Here is a 19,767-nt window from a genome sequence, read left to right on the forward strand (position 1 = left end):
CCGCTTCCAAGCGCCTATATGAAACCGACCCATTCAGGCCCCGCACTTTGCCCTCGGGGTCAATATCCTACTTTCGAGGTTCTCATGACCGACGCGATCCAGACACAGCAGAAGCCCATCCCCGTCACCGTGCTCACCGGTTATCTCGGTGCCGGCAAGACGACGCTGCTCAACCGCATCCTTTCCGAAAACCACGGCAAGAAATATGCAGTCATCGTCAACGAGTTCGGCGAGATCGGCATCGACAACGACCTGATCGTCGAATCCGACGAAGAAATCTACGAAATGAACAATGGCTGTGTGTGCTGCACGGTCCGAGGCGACCTGATCCGCGTCGTCGAGGGCCTGATGCGCCGTCCCGGCCGCTTTGACGGCATCATCGTCGAAACAACCGGCCTTGCCGATCCGGTTCCGGTCGCTCAGACCTTCTTCATGGATGATGACGTCCGCGCCAAGACCGAACTCGACGCCGTCGTTGCCCTCGTCGATGCCAAGCATCTGCCGCTGCGCCTGAAGGACAGCCGCGAGGCCGAGGACCAGATCGCCTTCGCCGACGTCGTCATCATCAACAAGACCGATCTCGTCACGCCAGAAGAACTGGCGCAGATCGAAGACATCGTGAACGCCATCAACCCGGCTGCTCGCGTCTATAAGACGAGCCGTTCCGGCGTTGATCTCGCCCGCGTTCTGGACCAGGGCGCCTTCAATCTAGAGCGCGCGCTGGAAAACGATCCACATTTCCTCGAGCACGGCCATGACGATCATGTCTGCGGCCCGGACTGCGATCATGATCACCATGGTCATGATCACCATCATCACGATCATGACCACGACCATCACCACCATCATCATGGTGAGATGTCGGCCATCCATGACATAACGGTGCAGTCCGTTTCGCTGCGCGGCGGCGAGATGAACCCGGAGCGCTTCTTCCCCTGGATCCAGAAGATCACCCAGACGCAGGGCCCAAGCATTCTGCGCCTCAAGGGCATCATCGCCTTCAAGGGTGACGCCGAGCGCTACGTCGTCCAGGGCGTGCATATGATCATCGAAGGCGACCATCAGCGTCCTTGGAAGGACGGAGAGAAGCACGAGAGCCGTCTCGTCTTCATCGGTCGCGACCTCGACCGCGCCAAACTGGAAGAATCCTTCAAGGCGTGCGAGGCGACTGCCTGATGCCAACAGTTGCACCGCTTGATCTCGACGGCCACGTTCTGGCCGTCGAATTTTTAGGTGATGTTCCCTTCTTCGCGAATGCCAACGGTACTTTTCACCGGCTCGGTGGCGGCGACAAGGTCATCGAAGCCCATCAGGGCATGCTGACGGCGATCCGTGATCCCTACAGCGAAAGCCTGATTTCGGGCGGCGAGGATGGCAAGGTGCTGCGCATCGCTGCTGACGGCAGCGTCAGCGAAATTGCCTCGGCCCCGCGCAAATGGATTTCTCAAGTCGCCGCCGGCCCGCAGGGTGCGATCGCTTATTCCTATGGCAAGAGCACGCTCGTGCGCCTCGCCGATGGCACGACGAAGGAATTTCCCGAAGAGCGCACGGTCGAAGGCATCGCCTTCGCGCCCAAGGGCCTGCGCATCGCAGCCGCTCGTTATAACGGCGTATCGCTGCATTGGGTCGGCACAAGCGCCAAGCCTGTTGATCTCGAATGGAAGGGCGCCCATACCGGCGTCACGTTCTCGCCCGACGGCAATTTCCTGGTCACATCAATGCAGGAAAATGCGCTTCACGGCTGGAAGCTCGACGTCAAGTCGGGCACCGAAGCCCGCCACATGCGTATGACCGGCTATCCGGCCAAGGTGAAGTCGCTCTCCTGGTCCGCGAAGGGCAAGTGGCTTGCCTCCTCCGGTGCGCCTGCCGCCATCGTCTGGCCCTTCCAGGGCAAGGACGGTCCGATGGGCAAGGCGCCACTGGAGCTCGGCACGCGCTCCAACATCATGGCAACTGCGGTGAAATTCCACCCGGTCGAGGATATACTCGCCATTGGCTTCATCGACGGCATGATCCTTGCCGTTCGCCTCGCCGACAGTAAGGAAGCGCTACTGCGCCGCCCCGGCAAGGGCGCTATCACCGGTATGAGCTGGAGCAAGGACGGCAAGCTGCTCGCTTTTGCTTCCGAGACCGGCGATTGCGGTGTAGTGGATATTGCGGCTTGAGGAAAAGCGGATGCCGATGACAAGGATAGCAGCACCAGAAGAGCGGGCGGGAGGTAGCATGGGTTCTCCGTGGCCCACCATCCGTGCCGAAGCTATCGATCTGGCAGATCGCGAGCCCACTCTTCGTAAACTGCTTTCGACACAGATCATCGGCGCAGAGAATGACGCCGATATCATCGCGCATGTGATTTCGGCGCGCCTCTCGGTCGCGAGGGTCGATGCCGAAGACCTGTTCCAGCTATTTTATAGCATACTACAGGAACACCCCGATATCGGCGCCGCCATCGAAGCCGATCTTCTGGCCGTGCGCGAACGAGATCCCGCCTGCACCACCTATCTGCACGCATTGTTGAACCTCAAGGGCTTTCACGCCCTACAGACCCATCGCATTGCCCATGCCCTGTGGATGGCTGGCCGTGTCGAGATTGCGAGCTGGCTTTCCAACCTCGCCTCGCTGGTTTTCGGCCCGGATATCCATCCGGCTGCACGGATCGGTTCCTCGATCATGCTCGACCATGGGTCGGGCATCGTCATCGGCGAGACGGCCGTCATCGAAGATGAAGTCTCTATCCTGCAGAACGTTACGCTTGGTGGTACGGGCAAGGAGACAGGTGATCGCCACCCGAAAATCCGCCACGGCGTGATGATCGGCGCCGGTGCAAAGATCCTCGGTAATATCGAGATCGGCGCTTTCAGCAAGATCGCGGCCGGCAGTGTCGTACTGAAAGCGGTCCCAGCTCATTGCACGGTTGCCGGTGTTCCGGCGGCTGTCGTGCGTATTCATCGCAATGATGAAATTCCGGCCGAAACGATGGATCAGAATATCTAAGCGGCTTGCTGGTTTTCTCCTGCCGCCTCGACGCGGTTGCGGCCTTCGCGCTTCGAACGGTAGAGCGCCTCATCCGCCTTCTGCACGAGCCGCTCGAAATCCCCGGCCTCGTCCGTGCGTGTGGAAACGCCGATGCTCAACGTTGGGAAGATCGCCAGATCCGGCATCTGCATGACGGCTGCCGCAAAGGAAAGACGGATGCGGTTTGCGATCTCTATCGCCTCGTCCCGATCGACATTGCGGAGCACCGCCAGGAATTCATCCCCGCCTTGCCGGGCGAGCAGATCTCCGGAGCGCATGATGCCCTTCGACACTTTAGAGAAAAGTCGCAGGACCTCGTCGCCGGCGGCATGACCATGCTGGTCGTTCAACTGCTTGAAATTGTCGATATCGATGACGAGGAGCGATACCGGCTGGCCGGTAAGCAACGGCACATGCTGGGCAAGGCCGCTACGGTTGAGCATTCCGGTCAGGGGATCGTGATGCGCAAGCTCGATGAGCTGGTTCCGGCTCCTTTCGGCCGCCATCAGCACCATTGCCATGCTGCGAAGCATGATGAAGGCCACGGCCGATACCGCCATCCAGCTATGGATGACGCTGCCGCCGAAGGGATCCGGCCCGCCGATGTCTCCGGTTGCGGCGAGAAGGCTGCGAACTGCGAAGATCGCCGCGGTGACGACGTAAAGCCCCAGAAGAAGAGCCGCCGAATAAAGTTTCTCGCGGCGGAGAATGCCGGCTGCTTCCCTGGCGATCGTGATATCACAGAGGCAGCAGATCACCGAGACATAGAGGAGACGCTCAGATATCGCTGCGGGATCGCTGATGAAAAGCGCCACGGGCATGCTGCCGCAGACTATCACGAGCCAGGAATAGCGCCGGTCGATGGGATGTCCCGCAAAGGCGCGGGCGGCAAAGAACATCAGCATGTAGCCGACGATGGTCAGCACATTACCCGCGTCGATGGAGATATAGTAGGGAACGAGATTGCGCAGCGCGACGAGGAAGGAACCGATACCGACGAGCAGGTTGCTGGCGCCCCACCAGAGCGGCCAGCGTTCGAAGCGGCCCGTCGCATAGGCAGCGAACTGGAGAGCGCTCAGAACGACGCAGCTCACCGCAACGATGAAATAAATTGTCCGCAGATCCAGCAGCATCGAGCCTATCCCGAAGTCCCACACCGCAGACCATACAGGAAGCGATTTGCAGTTTGATTGGATGCTTCGCTAAAAATTTAGCGACATTTGGTTTTTCAGCGTCAGGCGGCCCGTACCGCGCCGATGATGTCAGCCAGCAGGCCGTGCAGCGAATCCCGATAGCCGTTGCGCGCGGAAGGGCCGCTCTCCTCCGAGGTCATGACGACCGTGAGATTGAGCGACGGCACGATATAGAGCATCTGGCCTCCATAGCCCCAGGCGAAATGCACCTGCTCTCCGCCGATCTGCCGCGTAAACCAGCCGTAACCATATTCATCACCCGAGAAGCGCGAATTGGTGCGGCGCTGCCAGGATTGGGCAACCCAGTCCGCCGGAACCACCTGTTTGCCTTCGTCCGTGCGCCCGCCGTTGCGGTAAAGCTCACCGAAAGCAAGCAAGGATCGGGCGCTCATCGCCATCTGGTTGCCGCCGAGATAGATGCCTTGCGGATCGCGCTCCCAAGCACCGATGCTAAAGCCCTCGACGGGACCGAGCCACTCTCGCGCCAGCGCCAGCGTCGACTTGCCGCCGACTTTGGTCAAAATAGCGGAGAGAAGATGCGTCGAGGCCGTGGAATAGAGCATCTCTCCACCGGGCTGATCAACGAAAGGCTGCGAGAGCGCAAAGCGGACCCAGTTGCGTGAGGAGACCCAGCGCCCGTAATTCGCCCCGGACATGCGATCCAACCCCGCCTGCATGGAGAGAAGATTGCCGATGGTGATCTCGTTGAGGCGCTGATCCGGCGAAGCCGGTAGATCCGCCTTCAGGATCGGCGCGATCTTCTGGTCCGGTCCTTCCAGCAGGCCCTTGCCGATCGCAATGCCGACCAACGCTGAAATGATCGATTTCGATGCGGATTTGATATTGGTCGATTCCGATGGTGAATGACCGCGATAGCCGTGCTCCGCCACCACCCGCCCGTCACGGGCGACAACAACGCTTTTCAGCGGTTTCAACTCCTCCCGCTCTCCGAGGCTGTCCAGAAGAGTTGAGAGGGAGCTTCCCTGCTGCTGGGCGAGAGCGGCAATAGGGACGAGCAACAGTGAAAGGCAGAGAGCGAGGCGCTTGATCATGGAGCGATGAGCTAGCGCAGCTGCGTGACGAAATCAGCAGCGGAAAGCGCCGATTCACGCGGACGTGAAACTTTATGATCCGCGCACTGGCCACTTGCAGTCCTGCGAAGCGGCACGACATACTGCCCATGACCCGCCCATATGCGCATCTGGAGGAGACTGCATGGCTCGCGTGATCGTCATCGGAGCAACAGGACATGTCGGCACCTATCTCGTACCCCGCCTCGTCGAGGCCGGCCATGAGGTGGTGGCGATCAGTCGCGGCGCAGCCGCGCCTTATAAGGCACATGAAGCGTGGAGCCGTGTCGATATCAGGCATATGGATCGCGCAGCGCTCGAGGCGGAAGGCCGCTTCGGCGATGCGATCCGCGCGCTGGAGGGTGAGATCGTCATCGACATGATCTGCTTCACGCCTGAAAGCAACGAACAGCTCGCAACCACCCTTGAGGGTCATGTCCGCCATTTTCTCCATACCGGCACGATCTGGACCCATGGTTTCTCCACCGTCGTGCCGACGCCGGAGGAGGCACCGAAGAAGCCCTTCGGCGACTACGGCGTAAAGAAAGCCGCGATCGAAGCCGATCTGCTACGGATGGCTCGCGAGAAGAATTTTCCGGTAACTCTCATCCATCCCGGCCATATCGTCGGCCCCGGCTGGAACCCGCTGAACCCTGCCGGGCATTTCAATCCCGAGGTTTTCACCTCGTTGGCACGTGGAGAAACGCTGGCCCTGCCGAATTTCGGTATGGAAACCGTGCATCACGTCCATGCCGACGATATTGCAGAACTCTTCATGGCCGCCATCGCAAAGCCTGAGGCCGCAATCGGTCAGGCTTTCCACGCCGTTTCGGAAAAGGCGGTGACGCTGCGGGGTTATGCCGAGGCGATGGCCGCGTGGTTTGGCCAGGAAGCGAAGCTGGAATTCCTTCCCTTTGAGGCCTGGGCAAAAAAACAGAACCCAGAAGAGGCGAGAGCCACCTGGGAACACATCGCCCGCAGCCCCAACTGCTCCATGGAAAAAGCCCGCCGGTTGCTTGGCTTCACACCGCGATACAGCTCGTTGCAAGCCGTGCAGGAAGCGGTCCGCTGGTTGATCGAAAATGGCCGCGTCGAAGCAAAAGCTTCGTGATCATTCGGCGATGACCTTAAACAAAAAAGCCCCTCCCGAGAAAGGGAGGGGCTTCAGCCGGTCAGGCCGCCTTCCGGACCGGCGCGCCGGCCAGCATGCGTCCCGAAGGAACGATCATGCCGGCCGCGCCGCCAAGCCAGCCCTCGACGAGCTCAAGCGCCAGAAAGCGCGAGCGTTCGAAGGGGCCGGGCATGACAAGGTGACGAGCCTTCTCGGCAAAAAAGCCGAAGCGCTCGTAATAGTCCGCATCGCCGACGAGCAGGATCGCGCCGTGGCCGCGGTTTTTTGCTTCGAGGATCGCCGCGCGCATCAGCGCCGAGCCGATGCCTTTGCCGCCATGCTTGCCGTCGACGGCGAGCGGGCCGAGCAGCAGCGCATCGAGCGGCGTACCCTCGTAGTTGATGCCGGCTTCGACATTCCACAGACGCACCGTGCCGATCACATGGCCGTCGCGGTCGCGCGCGACCAGCGCCAGGCCTTCGGCCGGCACACGGTTGCGGCGGATCATTTCCGACGACTTCTTGCGACGATCCGGCCCCATGACGCGATCGAGCAGGGTTTCGCGAGCGACGACGTCGGACGGATTTTCCGCATCGATAGTGAAAGTAACAGGCGCAAAGAATGCGCGGACAGAATCAAGAACAGCGGCCATCTTGGCCTCCCGTACCCAATACCGTTATCAGCGGTGATGACTGGAAATTGTGAAGTTGCCGCCCCGGCTGGTTACGGGGCTGGCAGAAACAAGACCTTAGATGACGTAGGCCTTCAGCGGCTCGAAGCCATTGAAAGCGACTGCCGAGTAGGTCGTCGTGTAGGCGCCTGTACCTTCGATCAGAACCTCGTCGCCGATCGTCAGAGACATCGGCAGCGGATAGAGGTTCTTTTCGTACAGCACGTCGGCCGAGTCACAGGTCGGGCCGGCGATCACGCAGGGCTCCATCTCGTCGCCGTCGCGTTCGGTGCGGATCGGGTAGCGAATGGCTTCGTCCATCGTCTCGGCGAGACCGCCGAACTTGCCGATGTCGAGGAAGACCCAGCGGGCGTCGTCATTGTCCGACTTCTTGGAAATCAGCACGACTTCAGCCTTGATGACACCTGCATTGCCAACCATGCCGCGACCTGGCTCGATGATCGTCTGCGGGATCTGGTTGCCGAAATGCGTACGCAGCGCCTGGTAGATCGACTTGCCGTAAGCTTCTGCGGACGGAACATCGCGCAGATACTTGGTCGGGAAGCCGCCGCCCATATTGACCATCTGCAGGTGGATGCCCTGCTTGGCAAGCTGGACGAAGACGCGCTTGGCATCTGCAAGAGCCGAATCCCAGGCATCGACCTTGGTCATCTGCGAGCCGACATGGAACGAGACGCCATAGGACTGCAGGCCGAGCTGATGAGCATAGACGAGAACGTCGACGGCCATCTGCGGAACGCAGCCGAACTTGCGCGACAGCGGCCATTCGGCGCCTTCACCATCGGTCAGGACGCGGCAGAAAACGCGCGCACCCGGAGCTGCACGGGAAATCTTCTCGACTTCTTCGTGGCTGTCGACTGCAAAGAGGCTGACGCCGAGTGCATGCGCACGGGCGACGTCGCGTTCCTTCTTGATCGTGTTGCCGTAGGAGATACGGGCTGCGGTCGCACCGGCTTCCAGCGCCATTTCGATTTCTGCGACGGACGCGCAATCGAAGTTGGAACCGAGGCTGGCGAGCAGCTTCAGGACTTCCGGAGCTGGGTTGGCCTTGACGGCGTAATAGATCGCGCTGTCCGGCATCGCGTGACGGAAGGCGTGGAAATTGTCTCTGATGACATCGAGGTCAACCACGAGGCAGGGACCGTCGGGACGTCGGGTTGCGAGAAAGTCGCGGATGCGCTGGGTGGTCATATCGATTCCCTCTTCCAATTCCAGAGCTCCGGCACGAACCGGAGGACAAAGGGCATACAAGAACCGCTCAGGAACCAGCCGGTGGAGACCCCGGATCCTTGACGGCGCTTGATGCGCGAATAGTGAACCAACGCCGCGAATGCGGTATGGGTTCGGCTTTGTCTGCCATGGATTGGAGGGAGTATCCCTGCCGCACTTCCGGCAATGAAGGTGTGCCTCTTCAGTAACCCCCGCTGATGGAAAGCAGGGAGAGAACAAAAAGGCCCGCACCGTCGTTGCTTCAGGCGTCCTCGCATTTTCCGGTTGGCCGGAATAGCGACTGGAGGGGTTAATTCCAGGTACCTTACCGATTTCCTCACCAATTCGAGGGTTCGGCGGACACCCATGGGCACGTGCGACTTTGGGCTGGGTGGGAAATAAGAATATTCGCCGACATAATCAAGAGAATTTTTGATCGCGCCCCAAAAAATAAATTGAACAAAGCAGCCAGATTTGTTCAATATTCTGAAACAGATCGGAGGAATCATGGACACGCTGACCCGCATACGCGCCTTCATCGATGTGGTCGAAGCGGAAGGTTTTTCTGCTGCTGCGCGGCGCACCGGCCGCTCCAAGGCCCTGCTCTCGAAATACGTGCGCGAACTGGAAGACGAACTCGGCGCCTTGCTGCTCAATCGCACCACCCGTCAGTTCTCGATGACCGAGGCCGGACACACCTATTATCGCACGGCATCCGACATCCTGAAGGAGATCGATAACCTCGCCGACCTCGTGCGGGAGAACAATGCGCAACTGAAGGGCCGCCTGAAGGTTTCTGTGCCGCGCACCTTCGTCGATGCCGATGTCGGCCAGTCGTTGATCGACTTCGCCAAGGAAAATCCAAACCTGCAGCTGGAGATTGCCGCCGACGACCGATTCGTCGACCTGATCGAGGAAGGCTTCGACGTCGCGGTCCGCGTCACCAAACTCGAAGATTCCGGTATGATCGCCCGCAAGATCTCCGATTTCCGCGTCCATATCTGTGCCACGCCGGAATTCCTCGAACGCTACCCCAACATCGAGCACCCGAGCGATATCTCCAACGTGCCCTTCATCGTCGATACCAATTCCCGCAACCAGGCGAGCATCCGCTTCTACAATCCCGACAGCACCTCCTTTGCGGTCGCCGTTTCCGGCCCGATGGAAGTCAACAGCCCGCACGCGACACTGCGCGCCGCGCTCTCAGGGGTCGGGATTGCGCTGATTCCAGACTTTATCGCTCGCAAACCGATCGAAGACGGTCGGCTGGTGACGTTGTTCAACGACTATATTCCGACTGACCGCGGCATCTATGCCGTCTATCCGCACCGCCGCTATCTGCCGGCAAAGGTCAGGATCTTCGTGGACTACCTTTACAACTGGTTTAAGAAACATCCCTGAAGCGAGCGGGATGCGCGCCCAAGCGTCGCAGGGGCGGTCCCAATTCCGTCCCATTTTCTGGTGAGAAATCACCCCAACCGAACAGGGCAGCGGGTAAGCATGAAAAGTTCGACACTTCTGACGGCTGGGCTTCTTTCGCTCGCCCCCGCCACGGCCTTCGCCCATCCGCATATCTTCGTGGAAGCGCGGCTGGAAGTTGTCGCAGCACCCGACGGCAGCATTCAGGAACTGCGAAATGTCTGGCGCTTCGATGAGGTCTTCTCCTCTTCGGTCGTCATGGATTTCGACAAGAACACCGATCTGAAGTTGGAGCCGAACGAACTTGCCGAGGTCGGCAAGACGGTCCGAGATTCGCTTGCCGACTACGATTACTACATGAACTTGACGATCAACGGGAAGAACATCACCGTCCAGAAGCCCGACATCATCCACGTCGACTACAAGGAAGGTCAGCTTCTGATGTTTTTTGCGGTCAAACCGGTCGAAAAGATGCCGCTGAAGGGCAAGCTGACCTTCGGCGTCTATGATCCGACGCTCTACACCTCGATCGACTTCCCGACCGACAACGAACTCGCCACGGTCGGCGACGGCTTCAAGGCTTGCAAGCACGCAGTCGTGCGCCCAGACGCAGACGAGGTAATCTCGGAAAACAAGCAGTCGCTGACCGACGCTTTCTTCAACGATCCGACCGGCACCAATATGTCGAAGCTCTTTGCCACGCGGCTGGAGGTCACATGCTGATAAAGCGCCTGCCCCTCGCCCTGCTTGCGATCGCTGTCATGACCGTCGCTGCCCATGCGCAATCGCCGCTCGGCATCGGTACGGCCGAGCCGAGCTTCCAGCCGACGGGCGGGCCGCTGGCGCCACTCTTTCTCTACGTGAATTACGAGCAGCAGGCCTTCTATCGTGCGCTGACTGGCGCGCTGAAGGAGATGCGCCAGGATCCCTGGCAGCTTTCCTCGCTGATCGGCCTTTCCTTTGCCTATGGCGTCTTTCATGCCGCCGGCCCCGGCCACGGTAAGGCCGTCATCTCGTCCTACATGATCGCCAACGAAGTCGAGCTTCGACGTGGCATCGTCATCTCCTTCATCTCAGCCTTCGTCCAGGGCGCTATGGCCGTCGTGCTTGTCGGCGGCGCGTGGCTGGTGCTGCGCGGCACCGGTATCACGCTGACCATGGCAACACAGGCCATGGAAATCGCAAGCTTCGTGATGGTCATCCTCTTCGGTGGCTGGCTGCTCTTCCGAAAGCTGCGCTCGATGGCCGGCAGCCTGCCACGCCGTCGGCTCATGGCAACGCCGGCCGGGCCGGTCAGCATGATGCTGGACTGGAAGGAGAATGCCGCCGAACGCCAGCGCGCCAATTTCAGCTTCAACGGCAAGGCGCAGGCCGTGGACCCCGGCCATACCTATGTGCCCGGCATGGTCTGCGAGACCTGCGGCAATTCACACCTGCCCGATCCCTCGCTGGTCAGTGGCGACAAGTTTAACGCGCGTGAGGCATGGTCTGCAGTGATCGCTGTGGGCTTGCGCCCCTGCTCCGGCGCATTGCTGGTCATGACCTTCTCACTGCTGAACGGGCTTTATCTCGGCGGCGTGCTCTCGGTCGTCGCCATGTCGCTCGGCACCGCCATTACCGTTGCAATTCTTGCCACGCTCGCCGTCACGGCCAAGAGCACGGCGGTGCGCCTCTCCGGCCGCGGTTCGTCTGCCTCCGTCTGGATCGGCAATGCGATCGAGATATCAGGTGCAATTCTTGTAATATTGATGGGTGTATTGCTGCTCGGAGCCTCCCTGCAGGGATAGTCTTCAGGGCTTTCTGCTACGCTGATAGCGCGCTCGCAGCCAGAATATGCCGAAGAAACACATCAGCAGGCAGACGCCGACGATGACCGCCAATGTCGGCGAGAAACTGCCGATCCACAGCACGATGGTCGGCAGGAAGTAGATCACCAGCCCGGCAGAAAACAGAATGATTGCGGCGGCGGTCGCCTGCGAACGGCTTTCCGGGCTCATGGACATGCTCACTCCTCTTGTCCGGGAGTGGATAGGCCAGCCGCTTCGCAAAGGCAACTGGCCCTGATGCTACTGAGACAGAGTGACCTTGGCGGAGGAAACCGTTGCCTCGATATGATCGACAAGCTGATCGGGAAGACCGAGCCTGCCGGCGAGCAGATCGAGATAGCCGCGTTCGGCACGCGAATCCGGCTCGATCGTCAGGCGCGAGGCTGTGTAGAGCTCGACCTTCTGTTCCTCGGTAACGGCTGCGGCGATAAGTGCATCGATATCCGTCGGCTCCGAAAGCTCGCGTTCGATGAAGCTCGCTGCCTCGCCGCTGACATCGGCAGCCTTGACCTTGTCCATGATGAGGGCGCGCTCTGCATCGTCGATATGACCGTCGGCCTTGGCGGCAGCGATCATGGCACGGATGAGGATGAGCACGAATTCATTGCTGGTCGCCGGCGAGGCCGGACCGAAGCCGGATTCCGCGGGCGGAGGCAGGAGAACGGGATTGTTCGCCGTCGGCGCATCAGAGGGTGCCGCAGGCGCTTGCCCGGCCTGATAATTCTTCCAGGCCTGATATCCGAGACCTGCGATTGCTGCGAGACCGCCGATGGCGACGGCATTGCCGGCAATGTCGCGGCCGGTCTTGGTGCCGAGAAGGACGGCGGCAAGACCGGCGGTCTTCAACGGATTGTCCTTCGCCATCTGGATCGCGTCGCCCGCCCGGTCGCGCACGCTGCCGCCCACACCCGGCACTTGTGATCCCAGAAACTGGTCGAGTAGTTTCTTCGCGTCGAACATGTCCTCATCTTCTCCCTGTTTCAAAGGCTGGAGGAGAACATAGGTTTGCGACTGCCGAAATACAAACGAGGGCGGCACGGCCACCCTCGTTCAAAACCTGTCAGCTTTCAAAACCCGGCGGCTTCGACAGATCAGGCCTTCAGCGCGAAAGCTTCGGAGGCGAGCTTGGTGATACCTGCCCAGTCGCCCGCAGCCACCAGCTCCTTCGGTGCGACCCACGAACCGCCGACGCAGATGACGTTCGGCAGCGAGAGATAGTCGTTGGCATTCTTCAGCGAGATGCCGCCCGTCGGGCAGAAGAGCGTGCCAGCAAGCGGGGAGGAAAGCGCCTTGAGATAGGCGGCACCGCCGGCCTGCTCGGCCGGGAAGAACTTCAGCACCTGGTAGCCTTCTTCGCGTAGCGCCATGACTTCGCTTGCGGTGGCGGCGCCCGGAAGCAGCGGCACCGGAGAATCGGCGGCGGCATCCAGAAGCTCCTGGGTTGTGCCGGGGCTGACGATGAACTTGGAGCCTGCCTGCACGGCGGCTTCCCAGTGGGCTGCGTTGAGGATCGTGCCGGCGCCGACTTCAGCACCCTCTACCTCAGCAGCAACCGCGCGCACAGCCTCGAGAGCTGCCGGGGTGCGCATCGTGATCTCGATGGCCTTCAGACCGCCGGCAACGAGCGCTCGAGCGAGAGATACGGCCGACTTCGCGTCCTCGACGATCAGGACCGGAACGACGGGCTGGAGTTTCAGGATGGAAAGGAGTTTTTCTGTCTTCTCGCCCATGGCCACGGTTCCCTTAAACGATTGAAATCGGCTTTCGAATAGCGCCCCCACAGAGGCTTGTCGAGATAAAACCAGCCCGTGCGACAAGCCGGGTATTAAATCATTATAAATTGGGGTACCGTGCGACGATCGTCACAAAAGGTTCATTCGTATGGCGAAAGAGATCGAACGAAAGTTCCTCGTACGCGGCGAAGCATGGCGCTCTGCCGTAGAGTCCAAGTCGGTCCTGAAACAGGGCTATGTCGCCTCGATGGATGATCGCTCTGTGCGGATTCGCATCCTTGATGAAAAGACCGCGCGGCTGACGATGAAAATCGGCCGCGGCACCCTCACCCGCGATGAATTCGAATACGAGATCCCTGTCTCCGACGCCGAAGAACTGCTGGAAAACGCCATCGGTATCGTCATCGAAAAGACGCGTTACCGCGTCCCCTATGAAGGTTTCGTCTGGGAAGTTGATGTCTTTGCCGGCGCCCATCGCGGCCTCGTCATAGCCGAAGTCGAGATGCAAGCCGAAACTGACAATCCTCCCTTGCCCGCCTGGCTCGGCCGCGAGGTCACGGGCGATTTCCGCTATTCCAATCAGGCGCTGGCCACAGAATTTGAGCACGACAGGCATGGGCTATCGCATACGGCCTGAGGCCGACTTTACCGACGAGTTCCGAAGCGCCGCTGAGGAGCAGTTGAAGCGCGCCATCACCGTTCTCGACAAGCGGCCGGAAGGCGCCCATGAGGCGATCCACGCCTTCCGCAAGAACATCAAGCGGCTGCGTTCACTTTATCGTCTTGTGTCTCGCGAAGTGCCGGAATTCCAGAAGCGGGAAAATGCCCGGCTGAGAGAAACGGCACGGTCGCTGTCTGCCATCCGCGATGCCGCGGCAATCGTTGGTACTGCCCGCTACCTGCAGGACAATGCTCGCAATCTGGAAGAGGCCGAGGCGCTCGGCCGTATCGTTTCCATTCTGGAAGCCCGGCGCGACTGGATGGCGGAAGCCGAAAGCGGCCTTGAGGAAAGGCTGCATTATGCTGCCGGCAAGTTGCGGGAAGCGATCGCGGCACTTGACGATGTCGCCTTCGACAAGAGCCACCGCAAGAATGCCCGTATGCTGGCAAAAAGCTGGCGCAGGACAGCATCGCGCGCCAGGGAAGCGCTCGATGCCTGCCAAGAGGACACAGCGGCCGGAGATTTCCACGAGCTGCGCAAGCGCACCTACGATTATCGCCTTTATCACGCGCTTCTGCGCGATCTCTGGCCAAGCGCCATGAAGGCCAAGCGCGACTTCGCCAAGGATCTTGTTGAACGTCTCGGCCATATCAACGATCTCGCCGTGCTTTCAGGCCTCGTGGAGGCAGAACCACAACTCTTCACCCGCAACGACGATCTCGCCCATCTGCTGGATGCCATCATCTTCCGCCAACAGGAGGATCGGCGCGAAGCGTTACGCGACGCCGAAACGCTCTATGGCGATGATCCTGACGATGAAGCGCAGCGTCTGGAATTGCTTTGGGTGTCTATCGGCAATTGACGTATTTGATCTGTTGACCTCAACTTTACTTGAGGTCTTAGCCTCGGCCCGGTCAATGAACCGATCGAGGAAAATATGTCTGCAGATAATGCCACGACGCCCCAGATCCTGGGCATCTACGAAACCCATCTCACCGTCGCCGATCTGAAGACCTCCATTCCTTTCTACCGCGATATTCTCGGCCTGGAGCTCGCCGCCGAATTTCCCGAGCGCCGCATTGCCTTCTTCTGGGTGAACGGCAAGAAGAACGCCATGCTCGGCCTTTGGGAAACCGGCACCGGCCCCTTGAAGATGCGCCTGCACATGGCCTTCCGCCTGTCGCAGGAAGAAATGATGAGGGCACCGGCGCTGCTGATCCACAAGGGCCTGAAGCTGCATGGCTTTCACGGCGAGCCGATCACCGAACCGATCGTCATCGGCTGGGTGCCGGCACTGTCGCTCTATTTCAACGATCCCGACGGACATTCGATCGAATTCCTGAGCGTGCTCGACGAAGAGCCGGATGCTGCGTTTGGCATGCGGTCCTACGCCGAATGGAAGGCGCGCGGATAGGCACAATCCCACAATGCCGTCCTTGCGTAATGTCATTGCGCAGGGACGGCATATTCTGTATTTCCACGCGCATGACCGACAATGCGACCCAAACAAGCCCCTTCCTGGTGGCAGCGCTCTATCATTTCGTATCCCTGCCACGCTTCGAGAGCCTGCAGGCGCCATTGCAGGCGCTCTGCGAGGAGAATGGCGTGAAGGGTACGCTTCTGCTTGCCCATGAAGGCATCAATGGCACGATTGCAGGACCGGATGCCGGCATCCATGCCGTCCTCTCCTTCCTGCGTGCACAGCCGGAATTTGCTGCCCTGGAGCACAAGGAAAGCCGCGCATCCAAAATGCCTTTCCTGCGCATGAAGGCAAAGCTGAAGAAAGAAATTGTCACCATGGGCGTCGAGAATATCGACCCCAACAAGGTGGTTGGGACCTATATCGATCCAAGCAACTGGAATGCCCTGATCTCCGATCCCGATACGATCGTCATCGACACCCGCAACGACTACGAGACGGCAATCGGCACCTTCCGCGGCGCGGTTGACCCCAAGACCAAGACCTTCCGTGAGTTTCCGGATTGGGTGCGCAACAATCCCGGCCTGCACAACAAGCCGAAGATCGCCATGTACTGCACCGGCGGCATCCGCTGCGAGAAGGCGACGGCCTTCATGAAGGAACAGGGCTTCGAAGAGGTTTATCACCTCAAGGGCGGCATCCTGAAATATCTGGAGGAAGTGCCGCAGGAGGAAAGTCTTTGGGACGGGGCATGCTTCGTCTTCGACGAGCGCGTTTCAGTGGAGCATGGCCTGAAGGAAGGCGAGCACAAGCTCTGCCACGCCTGCCGCAGCCCGATCACAGCAGAAGAGGTCACCTCGCCCTATTTCGAGGAAGGCGTTTCCTGCAGCAACTGCTACCATACGCGCAGTGAAGAAGATCGACTGCGCTATCGTCAGCGCCAGCACCAGATCGCGCTCGCCAAGAAGCGCGGCCAGAAGCATATCGGCACGTAAAGCAATTCCAGCAAAACTGCGCAGCTGTTTTGCGTCTGAAATTGCATGAAAACAAAGAGATAGGGCGACGTTTTAGCCAGCGATCCGACGCAGGACCCGGGCTTCGCGGCGCGCCTGCAACAGGCCATTGATCTGGTCGGTCGCCATCGGCTTGCCGAAGAAATAGCCTTGCAGACTGTCGCAGCCAAAGAGGCGGAGCGCGACCGCCTGCTCTTCCGTCTCGATGCCCTCGGCGGTGACGGGGATATCCAGCGCGCGGGCAAGTGCGACCGTCGCCTGCAGCATTTCCCGCTGCCGGCTGTCGCCGGTAATATCGGTCACGAGCGAGCGGTCGATCTTGATGCGGTCGAAGCCGAACTGCCGCAGGTAGCCGATCGAAGAGAAGCCGGAGCCGAAGTCGTCGAGCGCCACCTTGACGCCGAGCGACTTCAGTCGCTCGATCGATTGGCGCGTGCGCTGCGGATTTTGGATCATGTAGCCTTCGGTGATTTCCAGCGTGACGCGGCTCGCCTCGATCTCCGTCTGCTTCAGCACATAGCGAACATAATCGGTGAAGGCCGGATTGCGAAACTGGCCCGGTGAAACGTTGACCGAGATCTTCAGCTCCGGCCACTGCTTTGCCGTTTCGCAGGCCTTGCGCAATACGAAAAGGCCGAGGGATTCGATGAGTCCGCTGGTCTCTGCGATCGGAATGAAAACCTCAGGCGAAACCGGACCGTGGCCCGGCCGGTTCCAGCGCACCAGCGCCTCCACGCCATTCATCTCATGCGTCGCGGCATCGACGAGCGGCTGATAGGCAAGCGTGAGATCGCCGCTTTCGATCGCTATGCGCAGATCGAGCTCCAGCGCGTTGCGCTGCGCGCGATCGGTATCCATGGCCGGATCGTAGAGCGTCATGCGGGCGCGGCCGGCTTCCTTGGCCTTATACATGGCAAGGTCGGCGCGGCGCACCAGTTCCTCCCGGCCGATCGAACCGAGCGACGACATGGCGATGCCGATGCTGGCGCCGACCACGACGATACGCCGGCCGACTTCGAGCGGTTCGGCAAGGAAATCGAGGATCTGCTCCGCAAGCTGCAGCGCGGCCGCATTCTCCGCATCCGAAAGGAAAGCGATCGCGAATTCATCACCGCCGATGCGCGCGAGCACGGCATCCTCAGGGATCAGCACGTCCAGTCCCGCCGCAACAGCGCGGATCAACTGGTCGCCGGTGCCATGACCATAACTGTCGTTGACCTCCTTGAAGCCGTCGAGATCGAGATATAGCAGCAGGACGTTCCGCTTCGTCTGCCGTGCTTCTGCAACGAAGCTGTCGACGGCAAGCCCCAGGCCATCGCGATTGGAAAGGCCGCTCAGGCGGTCACGAAGTGTTTCTTCCCACGCACTGTTTTCCTCCGCCTTCAGCCGCCGCCCGGCCAGCCAGCCGATGATGAGCAGGACGACGAAGAACAGGCCGACCAGACCAAGCGCCTGGATGACCATAGGCCTTACCTGCGCATAGCCGATATCGCCGGGCGAACGCGACACCCAGACAAGTTTGCCGAGAACCGCTCGAGCAGGATCTGCAATTTCCACCGAATAGGCCGAGGCAAAGTCCGCAGGCACCAGCCGCAATCCATTCAGTACATAAGTGGTGCCGAGAGCAGATATTTTTGCATCATCAAGATGCCGGGCAAAAATCAGATAGCGATGCTGACGGGCAGGCATATCAAGCTCACCTGACTTCTCTCGCACCAGCGCGATACCAACGGCGGCAATGCCTCTTGCTGTCTTGATGAAACCGATGGCTTCCGGCTTCTCGCCGGCATCAGGTGCACGAACCTTGTCCAGAAGCCGCCAAAGCGAGGGGGAGAAGAAATCACTGACCAACATCTGCATTGGCAATCCGTCCTGATAGGCCATGACGGTTTTCTCCTGGTCGTCAATGACGATGGCCATATCGAAGAGAGGGCTATTGAGGGACATCTCGCCGTAGTTGCTGATCGTCCACGCCATGCCCCCCGGCTCATAGACATTAGCAGCCGCATCATCCCAAGCGGCATAGTCGTCAAGCGTGGCGGCAAGCTGATCTTCGAAGGTCTTGAGCGCCCCGACGGTCGTTTCACGCGAGCGCTCGTCATCGAGCACATTGGCATTTTCCGAGAGGCGCTCCAGCGCTGTCAGAACCATGATGGTGACAACTGCGACAATGACCGCAAAGGAAAAGAGCACGCCAGTAACCGTGGTGTGGCGGCCTAAACCCGATCCGCTGCTTTTAGACCTCAAGACTGCCGGCAATTCATACAACTCCCCGTTCAAGAAATCTTCGCAGTCAAGGGTCAAGAAACGCTTAAGATCATGGGAACTATCGAGAATCCGGCTCAGGATTTACCTAAATACCGCATGTCTTCGCAAGTTGACAACTAGTTTCCAATAATGGTAACTAGTTTCCATTACTGGAAACGGAGAATCGCGAATTTTGAAGCGCACGATCGAAGCCGATCTGCTGACGGACATCATGCTGATGGTCTTCCGCATCAACGGACGACTGTTGGACGGCGGCGACCGGCTGGGCGCATCGCTGAACCTCACCAGCGCCCGCTGGCAGGTGCTCGGAGCAATTTCGCTGTCCCCAGGTCATATCACGGTGCCGGGAATTGCGGAGATGATGGGCATGACCCGGCAGGGCGCCCAAAAGCAGGTGAACAAGCTCGAGGAAGATGGCTTTATCGAAAAGCGGCCCAACCCGCGCCATCAGCGCTCGCCCTTCTATGTGCTGACACCGCAAGGCACTGAGAGCTATGCGCGGATATCAGCGCTTCATACCGGCTGGGCCAATGCGCTGGCCGGCGGACTAAATGCACCGGAATTGCGGGCGGCGCTCGATCTCCTGCACAGGTTCGACCAACGCCTGGCGCTGGACGCCACGGAAAGCGAGGAGCAGAGATGAAAACGATCGTTCATGCCGGCGCAGGCACTCTTGCCATGGTCCTGATTGCGGGTTTTCTAACCGCAACGCTGATTTCCGAATTTCTTCTGGATACGACTGCTATTCTTACCGTCAAGAAAGCGATCCTTGCCGGTCTCTGTCTGCTGATCCCGATGCTCGCAATGTCAGGCGGCAGCGGATTTTCGCTTGCCAGCGGTCGTCATTCGCCGGCTATCGAAAAGAAACGCAGACGCATGAAGATTATTGCCGCAAACGGGCTGCTGATCCTGCTGCCCCTGGCAATCCTGCTTTACCTTCGCGCGGCGGCAGGCCTGTTTGACGGTGTTTTCTATGCCATGCAGACGCTCGAAGTTCTGGCTGGCTGCGTGCAGCTGACGCTACTTGCCCTCAATTTCCGCGACGGGCGGAAAATGACGAGAGGAAAACGTCTCGCCGCGGCAAAGACGTTGAACGCGATCTGAAGTGGCAGGGCATCGATGCCCTGCCGCAAATACC

The 19,767-nt window shown here is 59.8% G+C and carries 21 protein-coding genes; 13 read left to right on the forward strand and 8 right to left on the reverse strand.

Features of this window, described 5'->3' with window-relative positions; genetic code table 11:
* The first annotated feature begins 84 nt into the window (after positions 1–84).
* Genes J2X71_RS18725 through cysE form a run of 3 tightly spaced genes read left to right on the forward strand, consistent with a single transcriptional unit; the run spans position 85 to position 2,994 of the window.
* A complete protein-coding gene (locus J2X71_RS18725; protein ID WP_310383760.1) occupies positions 85–1,176 on the forward strand; it encodes a GTP-binding protein in 1,092 nt (363 codons plus the stop codon).
* Complete coding sequence (locus tag J2X71_RS18730; protein ID WP_310383762.1) at positions 1,176–2,165, forward strand: WD40 repeat domain-containing protein; 990 nt, start codon at positions 1,176–1,178, stop codon at positions 2,163–2,165. Before J2X71_RS18725 ends, J2X71_RS18730 begins: the two co-directional genes overlap by 1 nt.
* 10 nt (positions 2,166–2,175) lie before the next feature.
* Complete coding sequence (gene cysE / locus J2X71_RS18735; RefSeq protein ID WP_405049728.1) at positions 2,176–2,994, forward strand: serine O-acetyltransferase; 819 nt, start codon at positions 2,176–2,178, stop codon at positions 2,992–2,994.
* Here the strand turns inward: cysE and J2X71_RS18740 are convergent.
* On the reverse strand, positions 2,991–4,148 hold the full coding sequence (locus tag J2X71_RS18740; RefSeq protein WP_310383766.1) for a GGDEF domain-containing protein: 1,158 nt from the start codon (positions 4,146–4,148) through the stop codon (positions 2,991–2,993). The genes cysE and J2X71_RS18740 overlap by 4 nt on opposite strands.
* A gap of 101 nt (positions 4,149–4,249) precedes the next feature.
* Positions 4,250–5,260, reverse strand: coding sequence for a serine hydrolase (locus tag J2X71_RS18745; RefSeq protein ID WP_310383768.1), 1,011 nt, complete (start codon positions 5,258–5,260; stop codon positions 4,250–4,252).
* A gap of 163 nt (positions 5,261–5,423) precedes the next feature.
* On the opposite strand from J2X71_RS18745, the gene J2X71_RS18750 reads away from it, so the two are divergent.
* Positions 5,424–6,389 (forward strand): NAD(P)-dependent oxidoreductase, encoded by a 966-nt coding sequence (locus J2X71_RS18750; RefSeq protein ID WP_310383771.1) that lies wholly within the window; start codon positions 5,424–5,426, stop codon positions 6,387–6,389.
* A 61-nt stretch (positions 6,390–6,450) separates the two neighbouring features.
* Here J2X71_RS18750 and J2X71_RS18755 read toward each other — a convergent pair whose 3' ends face one another.
* Together J2X71_RS18755 and odc2 are read right to left on the reverse strand one after the other, a co-directional pair.
* On the reverse strand, positions 6,451–7,041 hold the full coding sequence (locus tag J2X71_RS18755; protein ID WP_310383773.1) for an N-acetyltransferase: 591 nt from the start codon (positions 7,039–7,041) through the stop codon (positions 6,451–6,453).
* Positions 7,042–7,137: 96 nt separating this feature from the next.
* Positions 7,138–8,271, reverse strand: coding sequence for an ornithine/lysine decarboxylase (odc2, locus tag J2X71_RS18760; protein ID WP_113321906.1), 1,134 nt, complete (start codon positions 8,269–8,271; stop codon positions 7,138–7,140).
* A gap of 525 nt (positions 8,272–8,796) precedes the next feature.
* Here odc2 and J2X71_RS18765 point away from each other — a divergent pair.
* From J2X71_RS18765 to J2X71_RS18775, 3 genes are all read left to right on the forward strand, one after another.
* Positions 8,797–9,690 (forward strand): LysR family transcriptional regulator, encoded by an 894-nt coding sequence (locus J2X71_RS18765; RefSeq protein WP_310383776.1) that lies wholly within the window; start codon positions 8,797–8,799, stop codon positions 9,688–9,690.
* A 99-nt stretch (positions 9,691–9,789) separates the two neighbouring features.
* Positions 9,790–10,431, forward strand: coding sequence for a DUF1007 family protein (locus J2X71_RS18770; RefSeq protein WP_310383778.1), 642 nt, complete (start codon positions 9,790–9,792; stop codon positions 10,429–10,431).
* Positions 10,425–11,495, forward strand: a complete 1,071-nt coding sequence (locus J2X71_RS18775) for a nickel/cobalt transporter (RefSeq protein ID WP_310383780.1) — start codon at positions 10,425–10,427, stop codon at positions 11,493–11,495. The genes J2X71_RS18770 and J2X71_RS18775 overlap by 7 nt, the downstream gene beginning before the upstream one ends.
* Positions 11,496–11,498: 3 nt before the next feature.
* Here J2X71_RS18775 and J2X71_RS18780 read toward each other — a convergent pair whose 3' ends face one another.
* From J2X71_RS18780 to J2X71_RS18790, 3 genes are all read right to left on the reverse strand, one after another.
* On the reverse strand, positions 11,499–11,705 hold the full coding sequence (locus tag J2X71_RS18780) for a hypothetical protein (RefSeq protein WP_310383990.1): 207 nt from the start codon (positions 11,703–11,705) through the stop codon (positions 11,499–11,501).
* A 69-nt stretch (positions 11,706–11,774) separates the two neighbouring features.
* On the reverse strand, positions 11,775–12,494 hold the full coding sequence (locus tag J2X71_RS18785; protein ID WP_310383782.1) for a tellurite resistance TerB family protein: 720 nt from the start codon (positions 12,492–12,494) through the stop codon (positions 11,775–11,777).
* A gap of 131 nt (positions 12,495–12,625) precedes the next feature.
* Complete coding sequence (locus tag J2X71_RS18790; RefSeq protein WP_310383784.1) at positions 12,626–13,264, reverse strand: 2-dehydro-3-deoxy-phosphogluconate aldolase; 639 nt, start codon at positions 13,262–13,264, stop codon at positions 12,626–12,628.
* 151 nt (positions 13,265–13,415) lie between these two features.
* On the opposite strand from J2X71_RS18790, the gene J2X71_RS18795 reads away from it, so the two are divergent.
* The 4 genes from J2X71_RS18795 (at position 13,416) to J2X71_RS18810 (ending at position 16,343) form a co-directional block, all read left to right on the forward strand.
* On the forward strand, positions 13,416–13,904 hold the full coding sequence (locus tag J2X71_RS18795) for a CYTH domain-containing protein (RefSeq protein ID WP_113321912.1): 489 nt from the start codon (positions 13,416–13,418) through the stop codon (positions 13,902–13,904).
* A complete protein-coding gene (locus J2X71_RS18800) occupies positions 13,882–14,790 on the forward strand; it encodes a CHAD domain-containing protein (RefSeq protein WP_310383786.1) in 909 nt (302 codons plus the stop codon). The genes J2X71_RS18795 and J2X71_RS18800 overlap by 23 nt, the downstream gene beginning before the upstream one ends.
* Before the next feature lie 75 nt (positions 14,791–14,865).
* Positions 14,866–15,342, forward strand: coding sequence for a VOC family protein (locus J2X71_RS18805; RefSeq protein WP_310383789.1), 477 nt, complete (start codon positions 14,866–14,868; stop codon positions 15,340–15,342).
* Between the two features lie 71 nt (positions 15,343–15,413).
* Entirely contained in the window at positions 15,414–16,343 is a 930-nt protein-coding gene (locus J2X71_RS18810; protein ID WP_310383791.1) for a rhodanese-related sulfurtransferase, read from the forward strand.
* 72 nt (positions 16,344–16,415) lie between these two features.
* Here J2X71_RS18810 and J2X71_RS18815 read toward each other — a convergent pair whose 3' ends face one another.
* Entirely contained in the window at positions 16,416–18,620 is a 2,205-nt protein-coding gene (locus tag J2X71_RS18815) for an EAL domain-containing protein (protein WP_310383793.1), read from the reverse strand.
* A 181-nt stretch (positions 18,621–18,801) separates the two neighbouring features.
* On the opposite strand from J2X71_RS18815, the gene J2X71_RS18820 reads away from it, so the two are divergent.
* Together J2X71_RS18820 and J2X71_RS18825 are read left to right on the forward strand one after the other, a co-directional pair.
* Entirely contained in the window at positions 18,802–19,272 is a 471-nt protein-coding gene (locus J2X71_RS18820; protein ID WP_310383795.1) for a MarR family transcriptional regulator, read from the forward strand.
* On the forward strand, positions 19,269–19,733 hold the full coding sequence (locus J2X71_RS18825) for a hypothetical protein (RefSeq protein WP_310383797.1): 465 nt from the start codon (positions 19,269–19,271) through the stop codon (positions 19,731–19,733). Before J2X71_RS18820 ends, J2X71_RS18825 begins: the two co-directional genes overlap by 4 nt.
* The last annotated feature ends 34 nt before the right edge of the window (positions 19,734–19,767 follow it).

It is taken from the genome of Rhizobium sp. 1399 (assembly GCF_031455475.1).
Lineage (GTDB): Bacteria > Pseudomonadota > Alphaproteobacteria > Rhizobiales > Rhizobiaceae > Rhizobium.